Below are 19,960 nucleotides of genomic sequence, written 5' to 3' on the forward strand. Positions count from 1 at the left end.
ATAAAAAACGACCGCACTTTGATTGATAGGATCAAAGTGCGGTCTTCTTTTTAGTTATTTTTTCTTGTTATTGTCAGCTCGTTACTATGCTTTGTGCATATTTCTCAGCAAAGCAATTTCCCGCTCTAAGCCTAGAATAATTTTATCTTTTTGTGCCAATAGCTCGTCTTTATGAGAAATAATTAATTGCAATTGTTGAATGGCTTTTTCTAAATTATCATTACCAACAGCGAATAAGAAATTATTTGAATTTGTTGATTCTGTGACTGAATTATTAAAATAAACTTTTTCAGTTTCCCCATAAGAAAGCAATTCGCAAATATCCATATCAAACACTTCAGAAATTTGCTCCAAACGTGGCAGATTTGAACGCACCTCACCTCGTTCAATTTTGGCATAACCGGTCACCGACATGCCTAATTTATCCGCCATATTTTCTTGAGATAATTGGTGTTGTTCACGTAATTGACGAATTTTTTCATTAATTTTCATATTCTACTCTCGCAGTGCAAATAGCTACCGCAACTCGGTAACCTTCTGTAATTGTTGGTTAATTGTACACAAATTAGCGAAAAATTATAATTCTTTTGCTTTTTAATCCCTAAATAATTTAAGGAATCCCGTATGAAACTCAAAAATCTTTCAATTGCAACCGCACTTTTACTGGCGTTAACCGGCTGTGGCAGCAGCGGTGGCGGAAACAGCGATAACCCCCCAACTACGCCCAATAACGAAATTCAAAACAACCAAACAACACAAAATCAAGCTAACACGCAACAGGCTGAACTCGATCGTTTAAAAACGCAACTTTCTCAAGCGCAAAATGAAAAGCAAACGGCAGAAGATAAACTTAAACAAGCCGAGCAGCTTTCTGCGCAAGATTTAAATAAAGCAAAAGCAGGTTTACAAAAAGCACAAGAAGAACTTGCAGCAGCACAAAAAGCATTAGATGAAAAACTCTCCTTAGAAAAAATGCTTACTCGTGATGAAGTATTTCAATTTGCATTACATAACGGTTTAAATACTGTTGATTCTAGCGAATTTGCAGATAATTTCAAAAATAACAGCAAATCATTTGTAACTGAACAGCTCGTTGAAGTTCACAAAATTATAGCGCTTAAACGTTTAGCAAGAAGCTATAGCTTATCCGAAGATGAAGTTCGCAATTTTGTAAACGCAAATAAAGACAAAACATTAAATGAAGCAAGAACATTACTTAATGATAAACGTACAGAAAGAGAAAATTTAATCAATGAATTAACCGCCCTTGCAAAGCAAAAAGGTTTAGAGGAGTGGGAAGCACGTAATTTTGCCTACGGTAAAAACTATACAGATAAAGAAAGTGCGGTCCAAGATCTCAATAATTACATTGCTGAGAAAGATAAACGTAAAACCAAAATCGATGAATTAATTAATCTTGCGAAAGAAAAAGGGTTAGATGATTGGGAAGCGCAGAATTTTGCTAATAGTAATATTGAAAATGAGCGAACTAAAGCATTGGAAAATTTAGATAATTTATTAATAGAAAAAGAGCAATCAGCAATTTTAGATGCAAAACGCAATATCATTAGAGAGGCGTATAAAACACCTGAAGGATTTACTCGAAAATATGACCCACAAGAAACTACATCTTCAAACGTTCGAGGAGAAGAATCATCCAAACAAACATCATATATAGATGTTTATAATCAAAAATATTCTATTGTTGTTGGTAAATATGAAGACTATAAAAACCTTAATGATCCGATGTACAATAGAGAAACATATAGCGTTTCTATACAACGCAATTATCTAAATGGAGTGAATACCAAAGATATACCTAATGAAGGTAAAGCGACTTATATCGGGACTGCTTTCACTAAAGATAGAGAAGGAATGCTTACATATAATGTAGATTTTGCCAATAAAAAAGGTGAGGGAAATATTACCGGTTTAGACGGTTTAGGTAATCTAACTTTACATGAAGGTAATTTAGCCGAAATCTACGGCAAAGATTGGGGTAAAGGCATATCTTCTGATATGACTTCTGATAAATGGACAAACATGAAAGGGGAATATTTACTGCTATTTTACGGAAAAAATGCTGAAGAAATTGCAGGTGTAGCCGAATTTGGTAAAGAAAATGTCTCTTATGATGATCAAGAGGTAAAAGAATTATTTAAAGTTGTGCCTAGAAACGGTGAACGTAATCTCCATTATTCTAGTAGCGATAATATCGCTATCGGCTTCGGCGGTACACGTGGCGAGATCCAAAAATAAACTTTTCCTTTAATATAAAAATGCCGTTTGAACCTCGGTTTAAACGGCATTACTTTCTAATCGACTATGAAAAAACTTCCCTATTTTATCATTCTATTTCCCTTAGCTACTCAAGCTGAAACCTTCCAAGCACCACAGCCTATTTTCTTTGAAAAGAATATCGTGCCAAAAACGGAAGATCCGCAGATAAAAACGCCGGAAAAATCTACCGCACTTTCAAGACCGATGACATTTGAATCCAATGACAATACCCAAACTAAACTGGAAAAACTGATCAATTATAGTGTGGTAAAACAACAATGGGGGATATTGAAACAAACGTTGCCGCTTTATCAATCGCAACCTCAGCACGATGTCACGCTATATCGTTATGCCCTAGGGGCGATGTTGCGTGCGGAGCGCAACCATAAGCAAGCGATTCGTCTTTATCGGCAAATTGTTGATGAAAAACCGGAACTTGCCTATCCGCGTTTCGATTTAGGCGTGATGTTATTTGAAAATAAACAGTATCACCAAGCTAAAGCAGAACTTGAGCGCGCTATGCCGGATTTATCTCCGCCTATGCAACAATTCGCCCAACGTTATTTGGCCACCATGAATGAACGCCAAGGCTGGAAAGCAGACGTAGAATGGCAATATACCCAAACCGACAACGTGAATAACGCGTCATCCCAACAAGATATTTTGTTAGGTAAATTGCGCTTTAAAAAAGACAAAGACTCTTTACCACAAAAAGCGCACGGCTTTCGTTACGGACTTGGGTTAAGCCGTGAAATCAATGTCGCCGGTAATCATTTTGTGACCTTAAACAGCCGTTTTGGCGGCGTGTATTACTGGGATAATCAAGATTATAGCGAAAAATCACTTTACGCCGCATTGGGCTATCGTCATCGTTCCGTCTTACAATCTTTAGGATTGACGCCCTTTTTTGAGCAAAACTGGTTGGGTGCGCCACGTTATAGCCAAAATTATGGCATTACCGCAGATTTACACCGTGAATTAACCGCACTTTGGTCGCTCTCCGGTACGCTTTCCCACACGCAAAAACGTTATGCGGATGCCAATATTGCACGCCGTCATAACGGCTATATTAACGGCGCAACATTCGCATTAAGTTATCAAGCGAAACCGAATTGGTTACTTTTCGGCGGGATTGAAGGCAGTATGGATCGCAGCAAAGACAAAGCAGAGTCCTCACTTCGTCGAGGTGTCAATATCGGCACCGTCTGGCAAATTAAGGATTTTGCTACCCGTTTAAGCCTGCGCTATGTGAAACGTTATTTTCGTGCAGAAAATTTCTATTTCCCAATGAAAAAACGACAAGATAAAGAATACGGTTTTAACATTTCGCTATGGCATAACAAACTGCAATGGAAAGGTTTTATACCTAAATTAAATTATCGTTACCGTAAAATTGACAGTAATATCCCGGAATTTTATTCGCGCACAAGTGGCGAGTGGTTTGTGTCTGTCGAACGTAATTTCTAAAGGAAGTTACCCAAAATAAAATATAAAACATAGCCGCACTTTGATTTTCGCCTTCAAAGTGCGGTCTCTTTTCAAGGTATTTTCTCTTCACTTCGCTTTGTCTATCTATCAAATCAATTTTTTCTACCTTTCCTCATCACCGCTAAAATGTGATCTATCTCACAGTTTTAAGTCTTGTCTTGTGCTCAAATTGAACCACTGTCCTTTTTTTGGGACGAAATAGTAGAGACCTGACGATGTAAAAAGAGAAGGTATCACTTTGATTCATCATGTAGAAAAAGGAGAAAACAGATGACAAAAGATCTTAATGTCTTTGATAAACACTATGGTTTATTGATCAATGGCGAATGGACAAATGGCTCTGAGGGTAATACCTTAACAGCATATAACCCTGCAAATGGTGAAGCCTTAGCCACCTTTATTGACGCTACGGATGCAGATGTCGATGCTGCAGTGAATGCTGCGAAAGAGGCCTTTAAAACCTGGAAAAATACCAGCGCAACGGAACGAGCTACAATTTTGAATAAAATTGCAGATATTATTGACGAAAATACCGAATTATTCGCTTTACAAGAAACGTTGGATAACGGTAAACCGATTCGCGAAACACGCGCAGCAGATATTCCGTTGGCATCAGATCATTTCCGTTATTTTGCCAGTGTTATTCGCGCCGAAGAAGGTGTCGCAAACCAACTGGATAGCGAAGATTTGTCGTTGATTTTACGCGAGCCTATTGGCGTTGTTGGTCAAATTATTCCATGGAACTTTCCGTTCTTAATGGCTGCATGGAAAATAGCACCGGCATTGGCAGCAGGTTGTACTGTCGTGATTCACCCATCTTCCACTACTTCATTGAGCTTACTTTCCTTAGCTCAAAAAATTAATCATTTATTACCGAAAGGTGTCTTCAATGTTATCACTGGTAAGGGTTCTAAATCTGGCGAATACATGTTGCACCATACTGGATTTAACAAACTGGCATTCACCGGTTCCACCGAAATCGGTAGAAAAATTGGTGTGGCTGCTGCTGAAATGTTGATTCCATCCACCTTGGAATTGGGTGGTAAATCAGCTAATATTTTCTTTGACGATATGCCATTTGATAAAGCATTGGAGGGCGCACAAAAAGGAATTCTCTTCAACCAAGGGCAAGTGTGTTGTGCCGGTTCACGTATTTTCGTACAAGAAAGCGTTTACGATAAATTTATCGCGGCACTAAAAGAAGAATTTAAGAAAGTTAAAGTCGGCTTACCTTGGGAAGATGACACGCAAATGGGGGCGCAAGTAAACGGAAATCAAGTTAAGGTTATTAGCAAGTATGTTGATATTGCTAAAGAAGAAGGGTGTCAAATCGTCGTTGGTGGAGGTAAATCAACCGACCCGGCATTGGCTCGAGGCGAATTTTTCCAACCAACCTTAATTTTAGCGCCTGATAACAAAAAACGCGTGGCACAAGAAGAAATTTTTGGTCCGGTTGCGGTAGTAATCAAATTCAAGGATGAAGCAGATGTAATTAAAATGGCAAATGACAGTGATTATGGCCTAGGTGGTGCGGTGTGGACATATAACATTAACCGTGCGCTACGAGTTGCACGAGCACTTGAAACCGGTCGTGTTTGGGTGAACTGTTATAACCGTTTACCAGCTGGAGCTCCTTTCGGTGGTTATAAAACCTCTGGTATAGGTCGTGAAACCCATAAAATGATGCTTGACGCTTATACACAGGTGAAAAATATCTTCATCAGCACACGTGAAGAGCGTGAAGGTATGTATTAATCATTCACTTTCTAACCTAAAAAACGACCGCACTTTGATTTGTATCTCAAAAGTGCGGTCAATTATTAAAGAGTTTTAAAACCTCTCAAAAACTGACCGCACTTTTGTATTTTCAACGATATTTATGTTAAGCAAATCTTATAATTTCACGTCTAACTTCGCGTAAGCACGTTCTACTTTTTCCAATGCTTTTTCCACGGAAATATCACGAGCGAGTAAGACACCTAAACGGCGATGACCATTGACTTCGCCTTTGCCGAAAATGCGGATATTGGTGTGTGGTTCAGCCAATACTTCGGCGATATTGCCAAATTGCACGTTTTTCGATTGGCCTTCCACCACAATGGCTTTGGAAGCCGATGGACTAATGAGAGTAATTTCTGGAATAGGTAAGCCTAAAATCGCGCGGGCGTGTAAGGCGAATTCGGATAATTCTTGAGAAATCAGCGTGACCATACCAGTATCATGTGGGCGAGGGGAAACTTCATTGAAGATAACCTCATCACCACATACAAACATTTCCACGCCGAAAATACCGCGACCACCTAATGCGGTGGTGATTTTCTCTGCCACCTCTTGGGCTTTTTTCAACGCTGCATCAGACATGGCTTGTGGTTGCCAAGATTCGCGATAGTCGCCATCTTCTTGGCGATGGCCGATTGGTGCTAAGAAGCTGGTGCCATTAATGTGACGAACGGTGAGTAAGGTAATTTCATAATCGAATTTAACAAACCCTTCTACAATCACGCGTCCTGCACCTGCTCGACCACCTTGTTGAGCGTAATCCCACGCTTTTTGTAAGTCGTCTTTGGATTTTAAAATACTTTGACCGTGGCCAGAAGAGGACATAATCGGTTTCACTACGCAAGGAATACCGATTTTTTCAACCGCACTTTGGAAGTCATCAAAGTTATCGACAAATTGATAAGGAGAGGTTGGCAATTTAAGCTCTTCAGCGGCTAAACGGCGAATGCCTTCGCGATTCATCGTCAGCTTGGTGGCTTTGGCGGTAGGCACAACATTAAAACCCGCTTTTTCTAATTCAATCAGCGTATCAGTCGCGATGGCTTCTACTTCCGGCACAATGTAATCTGGGCGCTCTTTTTCCACTAAGGCTTTGAGTGCTGCACCATCTAGCATGGAAATCGTATAAGCACGATGTGCCACTTGTTGTGCTGGGGCGTTTTCATAACGATCGACGGCAATTACTTCTACGCCTAAACGTTGTAATTCAATTACCACCTCTTTGCCTAGTTCACCAGAGCCAAGCATCATCACTTTAATAGCATTTGGGGTTAATGCTGTACCTAGGGTTGTCATGTTGTGTCCTTATTTTAAGAAAGATTCATCGAGTGCTAAATCGTCATTTTTATTAATCCCCACACCGCGAGAAATCACATTTTTAGCAATTTCATGTGCTTCTTCTAAAGAATGCTCAGTGTAAGTTCCGCATTGGTATTCATTTAATTCAGGAATTTGGTTTTGATCTTGCACGGTTAAAATATCTTTCATGGAAGCTAACCATGCATCAGCCACTTGTCGCTCGTTTGGTGTACCAATTAATGACATGTAAAAACCTGTGCGACAGCCCATTGGGGAAATATCGATGATTTCTACATTGTCATTGTTTAAATGGTCTCGCATGAAGCCCGCAAATAAATGTTCAAGGGTGTGAATCCCTTTTGGTAGGAGAATTTCTTTGTTTGGAATGCAAAAACGAAGATCGAAAACAGTGATGTCATCGCCCTTTGGGGTACGCATCGTTTTGGCAACTCGCACGGCAGGTGCGTTCATACGGGTGTGATCCACTTTAAAACTGTCGAGTAATGGCATATTTATTTCCTTTTAAATCATTAGTTTGTAAATTTTTTATATGTTTTTACAAATTCTTTGAACTTTTCTTTTTAGCGTCGGTCTTATAAAACAAGCAACTTGCAGTTGTTTTAATAAAATTGGTTCCTTAGGTTATTTGCCCCTTACTTGATAAGGGGCGTTTTTTTATCTGTTGAATATCAATTCGTCGTTATTCTAGCCCACAACCAGGTTATGTACAAAGGCTATTCACGGCTATGACACGAAAGGTAAACTGAAAAAGAGTAGGGCAATATAACGCAGTGCTTTTCCAATCGTCATAAAAATCAAACAACTTAGCCAATTTAAACGAAGCCAACCGGCTACCGCACAAAACACATCCCCGATAATAGGCAGCCAACTTAATAATAAAGTGATGGCGCCATAACGTTGTATTTTGTTTATTATCCACAAAGTGCGGTCATTTTTGCTATTAATTTTTGGAAACCATCGACCAATCCAGTAAGTGGTAAAGCTACCTAATGCGTTGCCTGTGGTTGCTAGAAAAACAAGCCAAAAAATATCCGCACTTAATAATGACCCGACCAATACTTTTGGCGCAGCAAGGGAGACAAAAACAATTTCTGAATTACCCGGCAAAATGGTGGCACTTAAGAAAGCACTGAAAAACATCAGCCATAGCCCATGGGTTTGCCAAAAATCAGCCCAAAAGCTGAAAGAGAAAATGTCCCACATTAGGCTCTAATAATCTCGCGCGTTCTGACATCAAACACATCCATCCCCGCACTTAATCCCGCTTTTACGCCGAGATCGGCATCTTCAAAGACGATACAACGAGATGGTTCAGCTTTTGCCAGTTCTGCACAGCGCAAAAAGGTTTCTGGATGTGGTTTATGTTCTTTCACATCATCAGCGCTGACAATGGCATTAAAGTAATGTTTGATATCTAATTTTTGCATCAACATATCAATGATTCGGCGGTTTGAACCTGAACCAAGCGCAATTGGCTTTTGTTGATAGTAATGACGCACTACGTCAAAGGTTGGGAGTAATTTTGATTCTGTTGGAATCAATTCATAAGAAAGTTTGCGTTTTGCTTGTATCACTTCATTTAAACGTTCTTGTGGCATACCGGCATCTTGCATAATGGCAGAGGCGATAGTGCTCACGGTTGCGCCACCTAAATCATACATAATTTGGCTGTTAAAACGATAACCAAATTGTTCCCCCACCATGTTCCAGGCTCGGGCGTGTACTGGCATGGTGTCGATTAAGGTGCCATCCATATCAAAAATCAGGCCATCATATTTTTCAAAAAGTCTGTTATCTATCATTTATTGCTTTCCTAGTTCGTAAATTTTTTCACTTTGTTTCAATTTTGTGATCTGTGCACTGGTAATTTTGTGAAATAGCGGTAAAGTTATCCTATCTTAAAAAGGAATGTTATGTCGTTACTCAAACAATTAACCCGTTGGAAAATTCGCGGTCAGATTGATCAGGACGTTATTGATATTATTCTGACTTTGCAAAGTCGCCTCGAGCATCATTGGCGCATTGATGTGTCCATTCCGACCGTCATCACACTCTTATTGCATATTGCCAACAGCCTTGCCCGCTTAAAACGAGGTGGTTGCGTTTCTCCGCTTCATCAATCCTTTTATGATGAAATGCAAAGTGCGGCCATTTTCCCTGATGTTTTGGAAATTCACCGCGATTTGCTTTCTTTTATTCCGCAAGATATTCCCGAAGCCGAGCAGAGCTATTATCTCGCCAATATTTATAGCTTGCTGCTGGAGCAAGATAAAAAATAAGGGCATGAAAAGCCCCTATTTTATCAGTTAAAAATCAAACTGAGTTCTAAATCTTTGAGTAAATTGCTTTCTAAGCGCAAATCATTCCATACTAACGGATTATTATCCAAGTAATGTTTCTCAAAAGTCAGTTCCCAAGTCTGCAAAGAGCGGTCAATTCTGAGACCGATTTTATCGGTGCTATCTGTTGCCTGACGAGATTTATTTAAAATCACCGAAATGCGTAAAAGAAGCAGTAAAACAAGGACATCTTCATCTGCATAACGAGCAAAAATCGGTAAATCATTCTTTTTAAATGCACCCGTGTGATAACGAACTAAATTTACCAATAAGCGTTGTTGTTCGCGATCAAAGCCCGGTAATTCCATATTCTGCAGAATATAAGCGGAATGTTTTTGTACATTGCGATGATTAATGACAATACCGACTTCTAATAAGCGTGCTGCCCAAATCAGTAGATTTTTCATTTCATCAGCAAGATACGGTTTTTGCCAATGGGTGTATTGGTTAATTAAGGTTTTTGCACTATTTGCTACGCGATCGGCTTGCGCTAAATCTAAGTTAAATTGTTCGGCAAGTCCTAATGCGGTACGCGTACGGATATCTGAAACTTGGAAGTTTTTTTCTAAGCTGTAAATCACTCCTTCTCGCAAAGCACCGTCAGAGTAGCGCATATTTTCTAAGCTAAAAACGTCAAAAACAGCACTTAAAATGGCCAAGCCTGGCACAAAGATATCCACACGATCAGGGTTTAGTCCCGCAATATTGAGTTCTTCAAAATGGGAAGCTTGTAAGGTTCGTTCAATTAAATTTTGTAAGCGTTCAGCGGTGATGATACCGTTTGGATCAAGGGTTGCAGTAATCACTTGGTACACGGTTTTGATCGTGCCAGATGAGCCGAGTACAGATTGCCACCCAAGTTTGCGGTATTCCCAGCTTAAATCTTCAATTTTATTGACCGCACTTTGGCGAGCTTGCTCGAAGTTTTCTTTTGAAATTTGTCCGTTCGGGAAGAATTTTTTGGCAAAGCTCACGCAGCCCATGTGACGACTTTCCGCCACTAAGGGGGTGAAATCATCACCGATGATCATTTCGGTCGAGCCACCACCAATATCGATGACCAGTTTACGTCCGCTTTCGGGTTGAGTGTGGCAAACACCCGCATAAATAGTTTTAGCTTCAGTTTGACCGCTGATGATATTAATGGGATAGGGAAAGACAGTGGCAGCCTGGCGTAAAAATTCATCATTATTGACCGCTCTTCGTAAGGTATAAGTTCCGACGACATTCACATCTTCTGGCGCAAAGCCTTGTAAGCGTTCAGCAAAAAGTGCAAGGCAATTTACACCGCGCTCAATGGCTTCTTGGCTTAATACATTGTGCTCGTCTAAGCCATCGGCAAGTCTCACTTTTTGTTTTAAACGAGAAAGCACCTGAATCGAGCCATTGATAATGCGTGCCACAATCATGTGGAAGCTGTTTGAGCCTAAATCAATGGCGGCAATCTCCCTGGCCTCACCTCGGTGATGAGGTTCTGCGAGTTGAGCCAGTTGCTTGTCATTATGCATGTTCTTTCCTAAAATTCAAATTGATACAATAAATCAAAAACTTGGTTTGTGCTAGAAACCGATTGGAAATAAAGCTGCGGCATTAAGCGATAACGTAAAGTCACTTCCGCCAAGCCATCAAACAATCCTACACCGTATTTCACTTGTAAGCGTTTACCAATATTACCACTAACTTGTACTTTAGAGCTATCACCAACACCGGCAGTGCCTAAGTTTAAGTCTTGAATACCAAAGGCTTCGCCAATACCGCCGACGACTTTACCACTTTTTGCTAAACCTAAGCCAAGTAATGCCGCTCCCACAGAACCACCAGATCCCGCTTCACCACTGTTTTCTAATGAACGACCAGTTAATAAGTAAGAGAGTGCCTGATCTTGTGATTTTGCAGGATCAGAGAAGACGGTGACTTGTGGGCTAGATGCTATACCAATCACTTTTACCCCTGCGGTCACTTTACTGTCTTCCATAGCTTCTGGGTTACGAATCGCTTCAATATTTAACATCGGTTGTGAAGGTAAACCCGCGAAGCTAATTTGTCCTTTACGAATTAATAAATCCTGTCCAAAAGAAGCATAACGACCATTTTTCAGGTTAATTTGACCGAATAATCCTAGCTTACCTTTATCCTGTTTCACAGAAAGTAAACCATCCAAATTCGTTTTTAAACCATAGGCATTTAAATGCACATCATCGCCGATTTTAATTTTTAAGTCAGATTGAATTTGCATACCGGATTTGGTTTCTGAAACAAATTGGCGATTGATGAGTTCTTCTTTACTTTTTCTTGGGCCATTTAAAATCACTTCATCTTCACTTACTGGCTCAGCATTGTCCGGTAAGCTTTCAATAGCAATTCTTGCCCATGGGATATCCACGTTTCCACTTAAATCCAAGTGTTTAGGTGACGCTTTGACAACCACATTCGGACTGACTTTTAATTTCGCCATAGACGGAATATCAACTTTGAAATTATCCGCTTGCGCTCTAACTTCTGCCGTCCAGTTATTCATGTTAGCCCAGTTAGCTCGCCCGTTAATATTAAGTTTGCTATCTGGTGTTTGAACATGACCATTTAAGGTTGAAGACGTACCATTAAAGCGGATTGCCACTTGTCCATCAGTCACATCAAAAGGTAGGCTTTTTAGTTTTGTTTTGACATGGCGAAGATCAAAATAACCGTTTAGCAATGGTTTTTCTAAATTGCCACCAAAACTTAAGCGAGAAACCACTTCACCATCCATGCTTTCACCGCTAGAGAGAAGTTGATTCGCTAAAGATAAACGTAAACCTTCAATAGTAAAGGTGCCGCCTAATTGTCGACCTTTACTTAAATCATTAATTTTTAAGTCCGTACCGATTCGACCTTGATTTTGAATATTAATGTTTGATTTCAGGGTTAAATTGTTATTTTGAATATCGGCATTCACGCTTAATTTAGGAATATCCAGCTTAAAGGTGCGGTAGTCTAATTTTTGTGCCACACCAATGTTATTACCTTCTACTGCTACATTTAGTTGTAACGGTTTATCACTGAACCACGCTACTTTACCTCGGCTTTGTAATTGACCTTTGAGCATGTTTTGTCCCATCAATTTATTCACTACATCTAAATTAATGCGTTTCAGCTCAAAAGGGACTTCGCCGTTTTTCCCTGCCGTAAATTGTTGTGGAAAACACAAATCTAAATCTTGGTTAACCCAGCAGTGTGATCCGATGGTGGCTTGGATTTTTTTGTTGTCATAGGTCACTGGAATAGTTTGATTCACTTTAAAATCGCCGATGGGTGAGTTTAAATGTACCTGACTTAAATTTCCTTTCCATTGCTGAGAAGTGCGGTCAAAATTGCCGGTGATTTGTAAATTAGCTGCAACAGGTTCACCTTTTGATTTTAAGGTAAGGGTATGATGTTTCTCATCACCTGATGCATTCAAATCAATATTATATAATTTGATGCTATCGCCATAGCGAAAGTTTTCCGCTTTGACGTTAAGTTCACCTTTCACTTGTGGTTCACTCACAACATTACCTTTAATTAAGGCTTTGGATAAGTCTAACCCTTGGAAATGTAAGCCTTGCGCCGTTAAATCGGTATTAATGGTTGGTGCCGTAAGCTTACCTAAAATCTGGGCTTTGCCAACAACGGAACCCGCTAAATCTTGCCATAGACCACGTAAATCAGGTGCATTGATATCCAAGTTTAAATCAGATTCTTCACCTAATATACCTTTAGCTGTGAAGTGATTATTACCATAGTTTAATTGTAAATTTGGAATATTCAGTAAAGCGTCATCACTCAACAAGAGACGACCTTTCAAGCTCAATGGTCGAGAAGAAAGACGACCAACTAAATCTACAGTAGGTACTTCTACTTTCCAATTGGCCACCCCAATGTGACCTTGTGAATGAATTTTCCCTGATAATACTGCTGGGATATCTGGAACATAAGGCTTAAGATTCATTTCCTGAAAATTGGCAGAAATATCCCATTGCACCCGATCTTGCCAGTTTGATGAACCTGAAAAATGAGCCGAACCTTCAGGATTATTTAAATTTAGTTCGTTAATTTTGATTTCATACAGCTTACCATCTGCATTTAAATCAATTTTTGTAGGAGGAATATGATTCAATCCTTCTATTTCTCCACGCGTTTTAAGGTGATAATTCAATAAGTCACCGGAAAGGTTGATATCAACATCGTTAATTTTGAGTGGTGCAAGGCTATCTGCAAAAGCGTATTGACCTTTTTTCGCTTTTAACTGCAGATTTAATGGCATTTTATCTTCAGCCAGTTTCACGTCACCCGTTAAGGTCGCATCAAGTACGCCTTGTGTGGTTAATGAAAGTGCGGTTGTTTTTTTCAATGAACCCGATACATTGAGATCAACTTTGCTAGCAGGTAGAATGGTTTTGTCTTTTGATTTAAATGCTTGGAGATCAGATTTTAATGTGAGATCAACTGGAAAATCCTCATTGAGCTGGAGTTGCCCTTGGCTAGAAAGTGTACCGAGAGAGCTATCAATTTCAAGCTTTTGTAATTTCACTAAATGATCGGTGGCATCCGCTTGCAATTCTACTTTAGGCACAGTGATTTTTTGGGTTTCTTCGCCTTTTTCATCGAGTGATTGATATTGCCAGTTTGTACCCAAAACACTTGGAATGTGCATATCAAAAGGCAAGTTCACCGCATTTAAATTACCTAAAAAAGCGGGAGTGAGTTTTTGCTCAATTTGAGCCCAATCAACGGGTTTAGCCGGTTCTTTTTTCTCAGGCTGAGGGGGATTTGCTTGAGTTTGGGTGACCGTTGAAAAAAGCACATCTGAAATCGTGGTAGGCTCAAGGGTAAGGCCAGATTCATTGTTTAAACTGACAGCACTTTGAAATGACGAAAAGTTAATATTACTTTGATCGAGTTTCATATCAAAGTCAGTAATCGCCACATTTTTCACTTGTACAGAAACCGGTAAATGGATTTTTTCCATTGGACCACTTTCTGTTTCTTTCTCTTCGGAAGGCGGCATAACACTGGTATCAATGGCAATTTTCGGCTGCGTTAAGCTGAGATCATCAACAATAATATCTCCCGACAGTAAACGAGCTAAATTCAGTTGTAAGCGCGCTTTAGGGAGAGACACATCTACGCCGGTTGTTTGAAAACGTAAATTCTCTAAGACCAAACCATTTTGTAACCCACCACTGACTTGTTCAATAGATAAGCTATCGAGCATTTTATCCGCAAGCTGAATAAGTGCACGTTGTCCACTATCAAAAGAAAGTGCTGTGACCAAGCCTAAAACCGGGACAAAAATGACCGCACTTCCGACACATAAAATTTTACGGCAGGTCTTTTTCTTTTTAATGGGTTGTGTCGTTTGGTTATCTGGTTGTTTTTCTTGTTCAGACATAGTCATACCCTAAATTTCAGCCCCTAAGCCGATATAAAATTGAATATTTTTGCTGTTATCTTTATCTCGAATTGGTGTGGCGATATCAAATTTAATTGCTCCTACTGGCGATGCCCAACGTACACCAACCCCTGCACCGTGGCGTAATTCGGTTGCTTTATAAGAATTAGCTGCTAAGCCAGAATCAGCAAATACCGCACTCCACCAATTAGGGTAAACCTGATATTGATATTCAAGGCTGCCCACTAACAGATGTGATCCTCCCACTAATTTTCCATCGTGATTTCTAGGTGAAATTTTCTTATAACCATAGCCTCGCACGCTACGATCTCCCCCCGCAAAGAAGCGTAATGCTGGTGGAATTTGACGAATATCTGCTGTATTTAAATAGCCGATCTCGGCACGTGTAATGAAGCGATGATTATCTGCGTAGGTTCTAATCCATGCTGTAGAGGCTTGCACTTTAAAGAAATTAATATCAGACATCCATGCTCGATTACCTAAATCCACCGTAATTTTTTGGGAATCACCCCAAGTTGGAAATTGCCCACCTTTTAAACGGGTGCGACTAAAGCCTCCCGTTGGATAAAACAAAAAGGTTTTATCAGTAAAGTCTGCTTGTGTAAAGCTGTCGTAACGGACACGAAGACCCGCAAAATATTGCCAGTTTTTACGGTTATTCCAGTAACGTAGTGCCGCTAAGGTAAATGCTTTCGTATCTGTATCGTTTTTATTTTCTCTTTCATAACCTGTTGAAAACTCATAGTAATGGTGTAATGGATTTTTCAACAATGGTATTTTATAAGTGGCTTCAAAGTTTTGCTTTGGTGCAGAGACGTACAGATTTGTTCGTAAACTATGACCTCGGCTATTCATCCAAGGTTTTGTCCAACCGACTTGGACGTGAGGACCTGTATCCGTGGCAAAACCTACACCCAATTCCACCGCATTTTTCTTGCGTGGATAAAGTAAAAGTTCGATATCCACTAATTTTTCTTCTTCGCGGACATGAGGCTGTAAAAGCACTGAGCTAAACCAGTTGGTAGAAGAAAAATCGTTAGTTAATTCAGATAAATCGCTGACTAAATAAGGATCGCCCGATTTAATGTTGAGCATATTTTGCAAATAGTCTTCGCGAATTTGGGAATGGTTGAATGTGATGTTGCCGTAATGATAACGTACACCACTATCAAATAGCATACGCCACCATGCTTCATGGGTTTCAGGGCTAATTTCTAAGCGAGAAATTTGGAATTTTCCATCAAGATAACCGCGAGCAAGGGCAAGGTTTGATATGCTGCTTTTATAAGCATTGTATTTTTGATGCTCAACTAATTCGCCTTTTTTGGGTAAGTTTTTACGGAGTGCTGTGAAGTTTTCGTCTTCTGCGGCTTCACCTGTAATTTCAACGTCTGTTCCAGCAATTTTGCTTGGCTCACCTGGAGTGATATTAGCAATGAGCAGATCTCGCTGACCTTTGCGTTTTTTCAATTCAAAGGTCACGGAAGAACCATAATAACCAAAGACTCGAAGCCCTTTATCGACAGCATCTGAAACTAATTGTTTATAACGATCTGAGCCATCCATTTCATCTTTATCAATGAGTTTGACATTCATATCCGTATTACGAATGGCACGTTCACCCTTGATTCCGCGGATCTCAATATCCACGGTTTGTTCGGCGAATGCTGAAAAGCTTATCCATCCAAACAAAAGTACGGTGATTTTTAATGATATTTTTTTCATTCTACTGGCAGCTAAACTATTAATAAAATTTTAAATAGATGCCTTAGTTTACCGATAAAATAACAGGATTACCAATGCAATTGTGAACGATAAAAGAATTTTAGGCGTGATACTATTTACAGTATTAAGATTCAATAATGTGTAACTTCTTTGGATTGTTGAATTTTCTTAATGATGGGCGTTGCTTTGTCGCTCATTAAAAAATCAAATGTGCTTTGTGGCACGAGGGATTTAATGAGACTCCAATTTTTTTGTTGAATAGCTTGACGTACATTAGAGGCACTAATTGCTCGCCCATCTATTGTTTTGCGATTAACAATAATACATTCTATGCCATGCTCAGGCAGTTTTTGCTGCATGGCTTGGTTATAAATTTGTGTGACATGGCTAAAAGGTTCATCTCCCACGTAGCGACGTTGAATGCCAAGTGTTGCGGCAATGCGAGTGAAGATTTGTAAATCAATAGCAACGTGGCTTTGAATAACCGCATCTTCATCCTTTTGAAAATAGCTTGGGAAAGTAGCTTGACTTATAATATAGGAATCACTGTCATGTAAAACGACATTCGATAAATGAGCTATTCCCGCTTGAATTAATTTTTTGCGTACCTCGTAAGGAAAAAAACTGCAATCTTCGCTTAGCATAAAGAGGTGGACTAAATCATTTTCAGCCGCTGCTTTTTCAATAAGATATTGATGTCCTAAAGTAAAAGGATTACAGTTCATGACAAGTGCTGCTATTTTAGGCGATAAACTTTGTGTTTTTTTTACGGCACTTTGTAGTTTGGTGAGATAATGTTGAAAACCATTCCGCTTATTTTCCATAAAAACAATTTGATTTGGGATGCGCACAATCTCTTGAAATCCAAGACTAGAAAAAAACTTTGCCGAACAATATTTGGTATAAAGGAAAAGGTGATTATTACCTTGTTCCATTTGTATATTGATTAAGTGGGTTACGATTTGGTTCATCAACCCTTCACCTTGATGCTCATGAGAAACAGTAAGGCAGCGGAGAGTATTGTTATAGCAGCTGCCAGTGGCGATAATGTTCATTTCATCATCAAACATGGCACAAGTATAATCTAAGTGTCTATCTCGACGAATACCTTCATCAATTAATAGCTGATCAATGGCCGAAAGGCTTGCGGTATCCGTTGGCAAGATTTTTCCAATACTATAGTTCATATGTTTAACCAAAAAGTAACGGGACCATCATTGGTGAGGCTTACTTGCATATCAGCGGCAAATTGTCCGTTGGCAACAGTGATTTTTTCTGCACATTTTTGCGAAAAATAGCCATACAATTCGTTAGCTAACGCAGGTGATGCGCCTTTTGAGAAACTTGGTCGTAAGCCTTTTTGCGTGTCTGCAGCTAAAGTAAATTGTGATACTACAAGCACTTCGCCACCGATTTGCTGCACGTTTAAATTCATTTTGTCATTTTCATCGCTGAAAATACGGTAATTTAAGACTTTCTCAGCGAGTTTATCCGCTTTGGCTTGGTCATCTTCTTTTTCTACGCCCAATAAAACCAATAATCCTTTGCCGATTTGCCCCACAATTTGACCTTCAACTTCCACTTTAGCCTGGGTAACACGCTGAATTAATGCAATCATTTTACTTCCTCTAAATTTGTTTGATTCATTGACCGCTCTTCAGCAAGTACTGCAGCTAATTGTGCGCCGAATAACACCACTGTCCAGCTGATTTGAATCCACAATAACATAATTGGTAGTGTTGCCATGGCGCCATAAATTAATTGATAGGAGGGGAAAGTGGTGATGTACCAAGTAAAAGCTTGTTTCCCTAAGGTAAAGAAAACCGCGGCAATTAATGCGCCTGCTGCGGAGTGTTTGATGCTCACTTTCTTATTTGGCACGACCATATAAATGAGTGTGAAAATAAACCAAGTAGAAAGAAATGGCACAAAGCTGAGGAGTTTTAAGCCAAAAGAAAGCGATTCGGATTGCTCAAACATGGCTTTGACGTAGGAACTTGCGGCAATGCTGGTACCGATTAAAAGTGGACCGAGCGTTAAAATGAGCCAATAAATAGCAAATGAAGTAAAAATTGGGCGATTACTGGTATCTTGCCAAATGCCATTAAGTGTGCGGTCGATAGAGTTAATCAGCATTAATGCCACTAAAATCAAACTCACAATCCCCACGGCGCTCATTCGCTTGGAGTTATAGACGAATTCATCAATATATTGCCCAACAACATCACTTGCGGAAGGGGCAAAATTGGTGAAGATAAATTCTTTCAATGCCCCCGTTACCTCATTAAAGACGGGAAAGGCGGAGAAAATCGAAAACACCACCATAATTAATGGCACGATGGCGAGCATGGTGCTGTAGGTGAGTGAACCGGCAGCTTGCGTTAATTTGTTTTCTTGAGAACGTTGCCAAAATAGGGTGAGAAAAGATGTGAGTGTCATTAGAGTAAATCTCCGCAACAATGTTTAAATTTCTTTCCCGAGCCACAGATACAAGGCTGTTTATTACTCGGAAGTGGAACTGTCGGATCAATAAAATACCAACGGCCCTCGATTTTTACAAAAAGAGAATGTTCGTGATGTACTTGCGGCTGTTCGCTACCTTGAAAATGAGCCTTAAATTCAACCGCACTTTGGGTTTTGGTTAAGGTTTCTGTTTTGACAATATCTAAACCGAGCCATTGTGTTTCATCAGCCCAATCTTGCAGGGCTTTTTCATCTAATAACGGTTGTTGGCTTGGCACAGTAGTTTGCACAATATAAGGAATGTTTTTGAGCACAAACGCTGAATAGCGGGAACGCATGAGTTGTTCCGCTGTTTCTGGAAACATATTGCCTGAATGAAAGCGTCCGCAGCAATTTTCATAAGAAAGCGAAGATTGGCACGGGCAAAGTGCGGTCGTTTTAGCCGACATTTTCGGCCGCCTGCTGTAAATTACGTAATTGTGAGTTAACAGAACGTTTAAACGCTGGTGCTAATTCCTCAATAGCTAAGGCCTCTTCAAACTCTGCCACACTTGAAGGGGCAGAAAGTAGCGTGTTTAAACGACGAATTGTCCATTCGGGATAAGGACGATGTTGCAAAATAAGTTCATCGCCTTGATGAATTTCCCCTTCTTCGATCACGCGAACATACCAACCTGTCCAGCCTGACTGACGGATAACCTCTCTTGTATTCTCATTTTTGGTATTATGAGATAAACGTTCGCAAGGTTTACGTGGTTGAGACACTTCTAACAGCGTGGAGCCAATTTTGTAACGATCGCCTACACAAACATTATCTTCATGTAAGTCTGATACCACAAAGTTTTCACCGTAAATCGCACTACCGTGAAAATCAAACTTTTCACCAAGTAGCTCGTTTAAAGTAGGGAAAGAGACATCAGACATAAAAAACAAGGCTTTATCAACACCACCGTGATGCGCCTTTAAACCCACATCGTTACCTTCTGCACCCAGTGTGTGCACTTTTACCATCGATACCGGTTTTTTACGGATGGCACTTTCATATGAGCTACCATCAGGGAACGTTAAGGTTTCTATTAATCCTGTTTTAATAATAAGAATTTTTGCGTTTGCCATCTATTTTTCCTGCTTTGAG

17 protein-coding genes are annotated in these 19,960 nt (G+C 39.8%); 4 read left to right on the forward strand and 13 right to left on the reverse strand.

Going from position 1 to position 19,960, the window contains the following annotated elements:
• Positions 1-84: 84 nt before the first annotated feature.
• Entirely contained in the window at positions 85-492 is a 408-nt protein-coding gene (locus tag QQS40_RS03145; RefSeq protein WP_314116712.1) for a helix-turn-helix domain-containing protein, read from the reverse strand.
• Positions 493-624: 132 nt separating this feature from the next.
• Here QQS40_RS03145 and QQS40_RS03150 point away from each other — a divergent pair, with 132 nt between their 5' ends.
• The 3 genes from QQS40_RS03150 to QQS40_RS03160 all read left to right on the forward strand — a co-directional run bounded on the left by QQS40_RS03150 (position 625) and on the right by QQS40_RS03160 (position 5,523).
• A complete protein-coding gene (locus QQS40_RS03150) occupies positions 625-2,259 on the forward strand; it encodes a factor H binding protein domain-containing protein (protein WP_289902370.1) in 1,635 nt (544 codons plus the stop codon).
• Positions 2,260-2,325: 66 nt separating this feature from the next.
• Positions 2,326-3,747 carry a surface lipoprotein assembly modifier gene (locus tag QQS40_RS03155; protein ID WP_297568698.1) on the forward strand — a complete coding sequence of 474 codons (1,422 nt, stop codon included), beginning with the start codon at positions 2,326-2,328 and terminating at the stop codon, positions 3,745-3,747.
• A gap of 291 nt (positions 3,748-4,038) precedes the next feature.
• Entirely contained in the window at positions 4,039-5,523 is a 1,485-nt protein-coding gene (locus QQS40_RS03160) for an aldehyde dehydrogenase family protein (RefSeq protein WP_054420066.1), read from the forward strand.
• A gap of 138 nt (positions 5,524-5,661) precedes the next feature.
• Here the strand turns inward: QQS40_RS03160 and purT are convergent, their stop codons facing one another.
• From purT to QQS40_RS03180, 4 genes are all read right to left on the reverse strand, one after another.
• Entirely contained in the window at positions 5,662-6,843 is a 1,182-nt protein-coding gene (gene purT / locus QQS40_RS03165) for a formate-dependent phosphoribosylglycinamide formyltransferase (protein WP_329506060.1), read from the reverse strand.
• Positions 6,844-6,852: 9 nt separating this feature from the next.
• Positions 6,853-7,356: an S-ribosylhomocysteine lyase gene (gene luxS / locus QQS40_RS03170; RefSeq protein ID WP_049355613.1), complete on the reverse strand. Its 504-nt coding sequence runs from the start codon at positions 7,354-7,356 to the stop codon at positions 6,853-6,855.
• Between the two features lie 234 nt (positions 7,357-7,590).
• Entirely contained in the window at positions 7,591-8,070 is a 480-nt protein-coding gene (locus tag QQS40_RS03175; RefSeq protein ID WP_329506062.1) for a YqaA family protein, read from the reverse strand.
• Positions 8,070-8,669 (reverse strand): beta-phosphoglucomutase family hydrolase, encoded by a 600-nt coding sequence (locus QQS40_RS03180; RefSeq protein WP_049369681.1) that lies wholly within the window; start codon positions 8,667-8,669, stop codon positions 8,070-8,072. The genes QQS40_RS03175 and QQS40_RS03180 overlap by 1 nt, the downstream gene beginning before the upstream one ends.
• 111 nt (positions 8,670-8,780) lie before the next feature.
• Here QQS40_RS03180 and QQS40_RS03185 point away from each other — a divergent pair, with 111 nt between their 5' ends.
• Positions 8,781-9,146 (forward strand): hypothetical protein, encoded by a 366-nt coding sequence (locus tag QQS40_RS03185; RefSeq protein WP_329506065.1) that lies wholly within the window; start codon positions 8,781-8,783, stop codon positions 9,144-9,146.
• 23 nt (positions 9,147-9,169) lie between these two features.
• Here QQS40_RS03185 and ppx read toward each other — a convergent pair whose 3' ends face one another.
• The 8 genes from ppx to QQS40_RS03225 all read right to left on the reverse strand — a co-directional run bounded on the left by ppx (position 9,170) and on the right by QQS40_RS03225 (position 19,941).
• Positions 9,170-10,714, reverse strand: coding sequence for an exopolyphosphatase (ppx, locus tag QQS40_RS03190; protein WP_329506067.1), 1,545 nt, complete (start codon positions 10,712-10,714; stop codon positions 9,170-9,172).
• Positions 10,715-10,722: 8 nt separating this feature from the next.
• Positions 10,723-14,622: an autotransporter assembly complex protein TamB gene (gene tamB, locus QQS40_RS03195; RefSeq protein WP_420485558.1), complete on the reverse strand. Its 3,900-nt coding sequence runs from the start codon at positions 14,620-14,622 to the stop codon at positions 10,723-10,725.
• Between the two features lie 3 nt (positions 14,623-14,625).
• Positions 14,626-16,362, reverse strand: a complete 1,737-nt coding sequence (gene tamA / locus QQS40_RS03200) for an autotransporter assembly complex protein TamA (RefSeq protein WP_329506071.1) — start codon at positions 16,360-16,362, stop codon at positions 14,626-14,628.
• Positions 16,363-16,493: 131 nt separating this feature from the next.
• Positions 16,494-17,549, reverse strand: coding sequence for a [citrate (pro-3S)-lyase] ligase (citC, locus tag QQS40_RS03205; RefSeq protein WP_297568684.1), 1,056 nt, complete (start codon positions 17,547-17,549; stop codon positions 16,494-16,496).
• Entirely contained in the window at positions 17,546-17,980 is a 435-nt protein-coding gene (gene dtd, locus QQS40_RS03210) for a D-aminoacyl-tRNA deacylase (RefSeq protein WP_289902377.1), read from the reverse strand. The genes citC and dtd overlap by 4 nt, the downstream gene beginning before the upstream one ends.
• Positions 17,977-18,801: a virulence factor BrkB family protein gene (locus QQS40_RS03215; protein ID WP_289902378.1), complete on the reverse strand. Its 825-nt coding sequence runs from the start codon at positions 18,799-18,801 to the stop codon at positions 17,977-17,979. Before QQS40_RS03215 ends, dtd begins: the two co-directional genes overlap by 4 nt.
• Entirely contained in the window at positions 18,801-19,274 is a 474-nt protein-coding gene (locus QQS40_RS03220) for a YchJ family protein (protein ID WP_289902379.1), read from the reverse strand. Before QQS40_RS03220 ends, QQS40_RS03215 begins: the two co-directional genes overlap by 1 nt.
• Positions 19,264-19,941: an MOSC domain-containing protein gene (locus tag QQS40_RS03225; RefSeq protein ID WP_289902380.1), complete on the reverse strand. Its 678-nt coding sequence runs from the start codon at positions 19,939-19,941 to the stop codon at positions 19,264-19,266. Before QQS40_RS03225 ends, QQS40_RS03220 begins: the two co-directional genes overlap by 11 nt.
• Between the last annotated feature and the right edge of the window lie 19 nt (positions 19,942-19,960).

The organism is Haemophilus parainfluenzae, from assembly GCF_036288925.1.
GTDB lineage: Bacteria > Pseudomonadota > Gammaproteobacteria > Enterobacterales > Pasteurellaceae > Haemophilus_D.

What these genes read in the sequence shown, in the direction of transcription:
- QQS40_RS03145 (WP_314116712.1), bottom strand. Translation starts at nt 492, where the DNA reads ATGAAAATTAATGAAAAAATTCGTCAATTACGTGAACAACACCAATTA.
- QQS40_RS03185 (WP_329506065.1), top strand. Translation starts at nt 8,781, where the DNA reads ATGTCGTTACTCAAACAATTAACCCGTTGGAAAATTCGCGGTCAGATT.
- ppx (WP_329506067.1), bottom strand. Translation starts at nt 10,714, where the DNA reads ATGCATAATGACAAGCAACTGGCTCAACTCGCAGAACCTCATCACCGA.
- QQS40_RS03160 (WP_054420066.1), top strand. Translation starts at nt 4,039, where the DNA reads ATGACAAAAGATCTTAATGTCTTTGATAAACACTATGGTTTATTGATC.
- QQS40_RS03150 (WP_289902370.1), top strand. Translation starts at nt 625, where the DNA reads ATGAAACTCAAAAATCTTTCAATTGCAACCGCACTTTTACTGGCGTTA.
- QQS40_RS03215 (WP_289902378.1), bottom strand. Translation starts at nt 18,801, where the DNA reads ATGACACTCACATCTTTTCTCACCCTATTTTGGCAACGTTCTCAAGAA.
- purT (WP_329506060.1), bottom strand. Translation starts at nt 6,843, where the DNA reads ATGACAACCCTAGGTACAGCATTAACCCCAAATGCTATTAAAGTGATG.
- QQS40_RS03175 (WP_329506062.1), bottom strand. Translation starts at nt 8,070, where the DNA reads ATGTGGGACATTTTCTCTTTCAGCTTTTGGGCTGATTTTTGGCAAACC.
- tamA (WP_329506071.1), bottom strand. Translation starts at nt 16,362, where the DNA reads ATGAAAAAAATATCATTAAAAATCACCGTACTTTTGTTTGGATGGATA.
- citC (WP_297568684.1), bottom strand. Translation starts at nt 17,549, where the DNA reads ATGAACTATAGTATTGGAAAAATCTTGCCAACGGATACCGCAAGCCTT.
- luxS (WP_049355613.1), bottom strand. Translation starts at nt 7,356, where the DNA reads ATGCCATTACTCGACAGTTTTAAAGTGGATCACACCCGTATGAACGCA.
- QQS40_RS03220 (WP_289902379.1), bottom strand. Translation starts at nt 19,274, where the DNA reads ATGTCGGCTAAAACGACCGCACTTTGCCCGTGCCAATCTTCGCTTTCT.
- QQS40_RS03225 (WP_289902380.1), bottom strand. Translation starts at nt 19,941, where the DNA reads ATGGCAAACGCAAAAATTCTTATTATTAAAACAGGATTAATAGAAACC.
- QQS40_RS03180 (WP_049369681.1), bottom strand. Translation starts at nt 8,669, where the DNA reads ATGATAGATAACAGACTTTTTGAAAAATATGATGGCCTGATTTTTGAT.
- QQS40_RS03155 (WP_297568698.1), top strand. Translation starts at nt 2,326, where the DNA reads ATGAAAAAACTTCCCTATTTTATCATTCTATTTCCCTTAGCTACTCAA.
- tamB (WP_420485558.1), bottom strand. Translation starts at nt 14,622, where the DNA reads ATGACTATGTCTGAACAAGAAAAACAACCAGATAACCAAACGACACAA.
- dtd (WP_289902377.1), bottom strand. Translation starts at nt 17,980, where the DNA reads ATGATTGCATTAATTCAGCGTGTTACCCAGGCTAAAGTGGAAGTTGAA.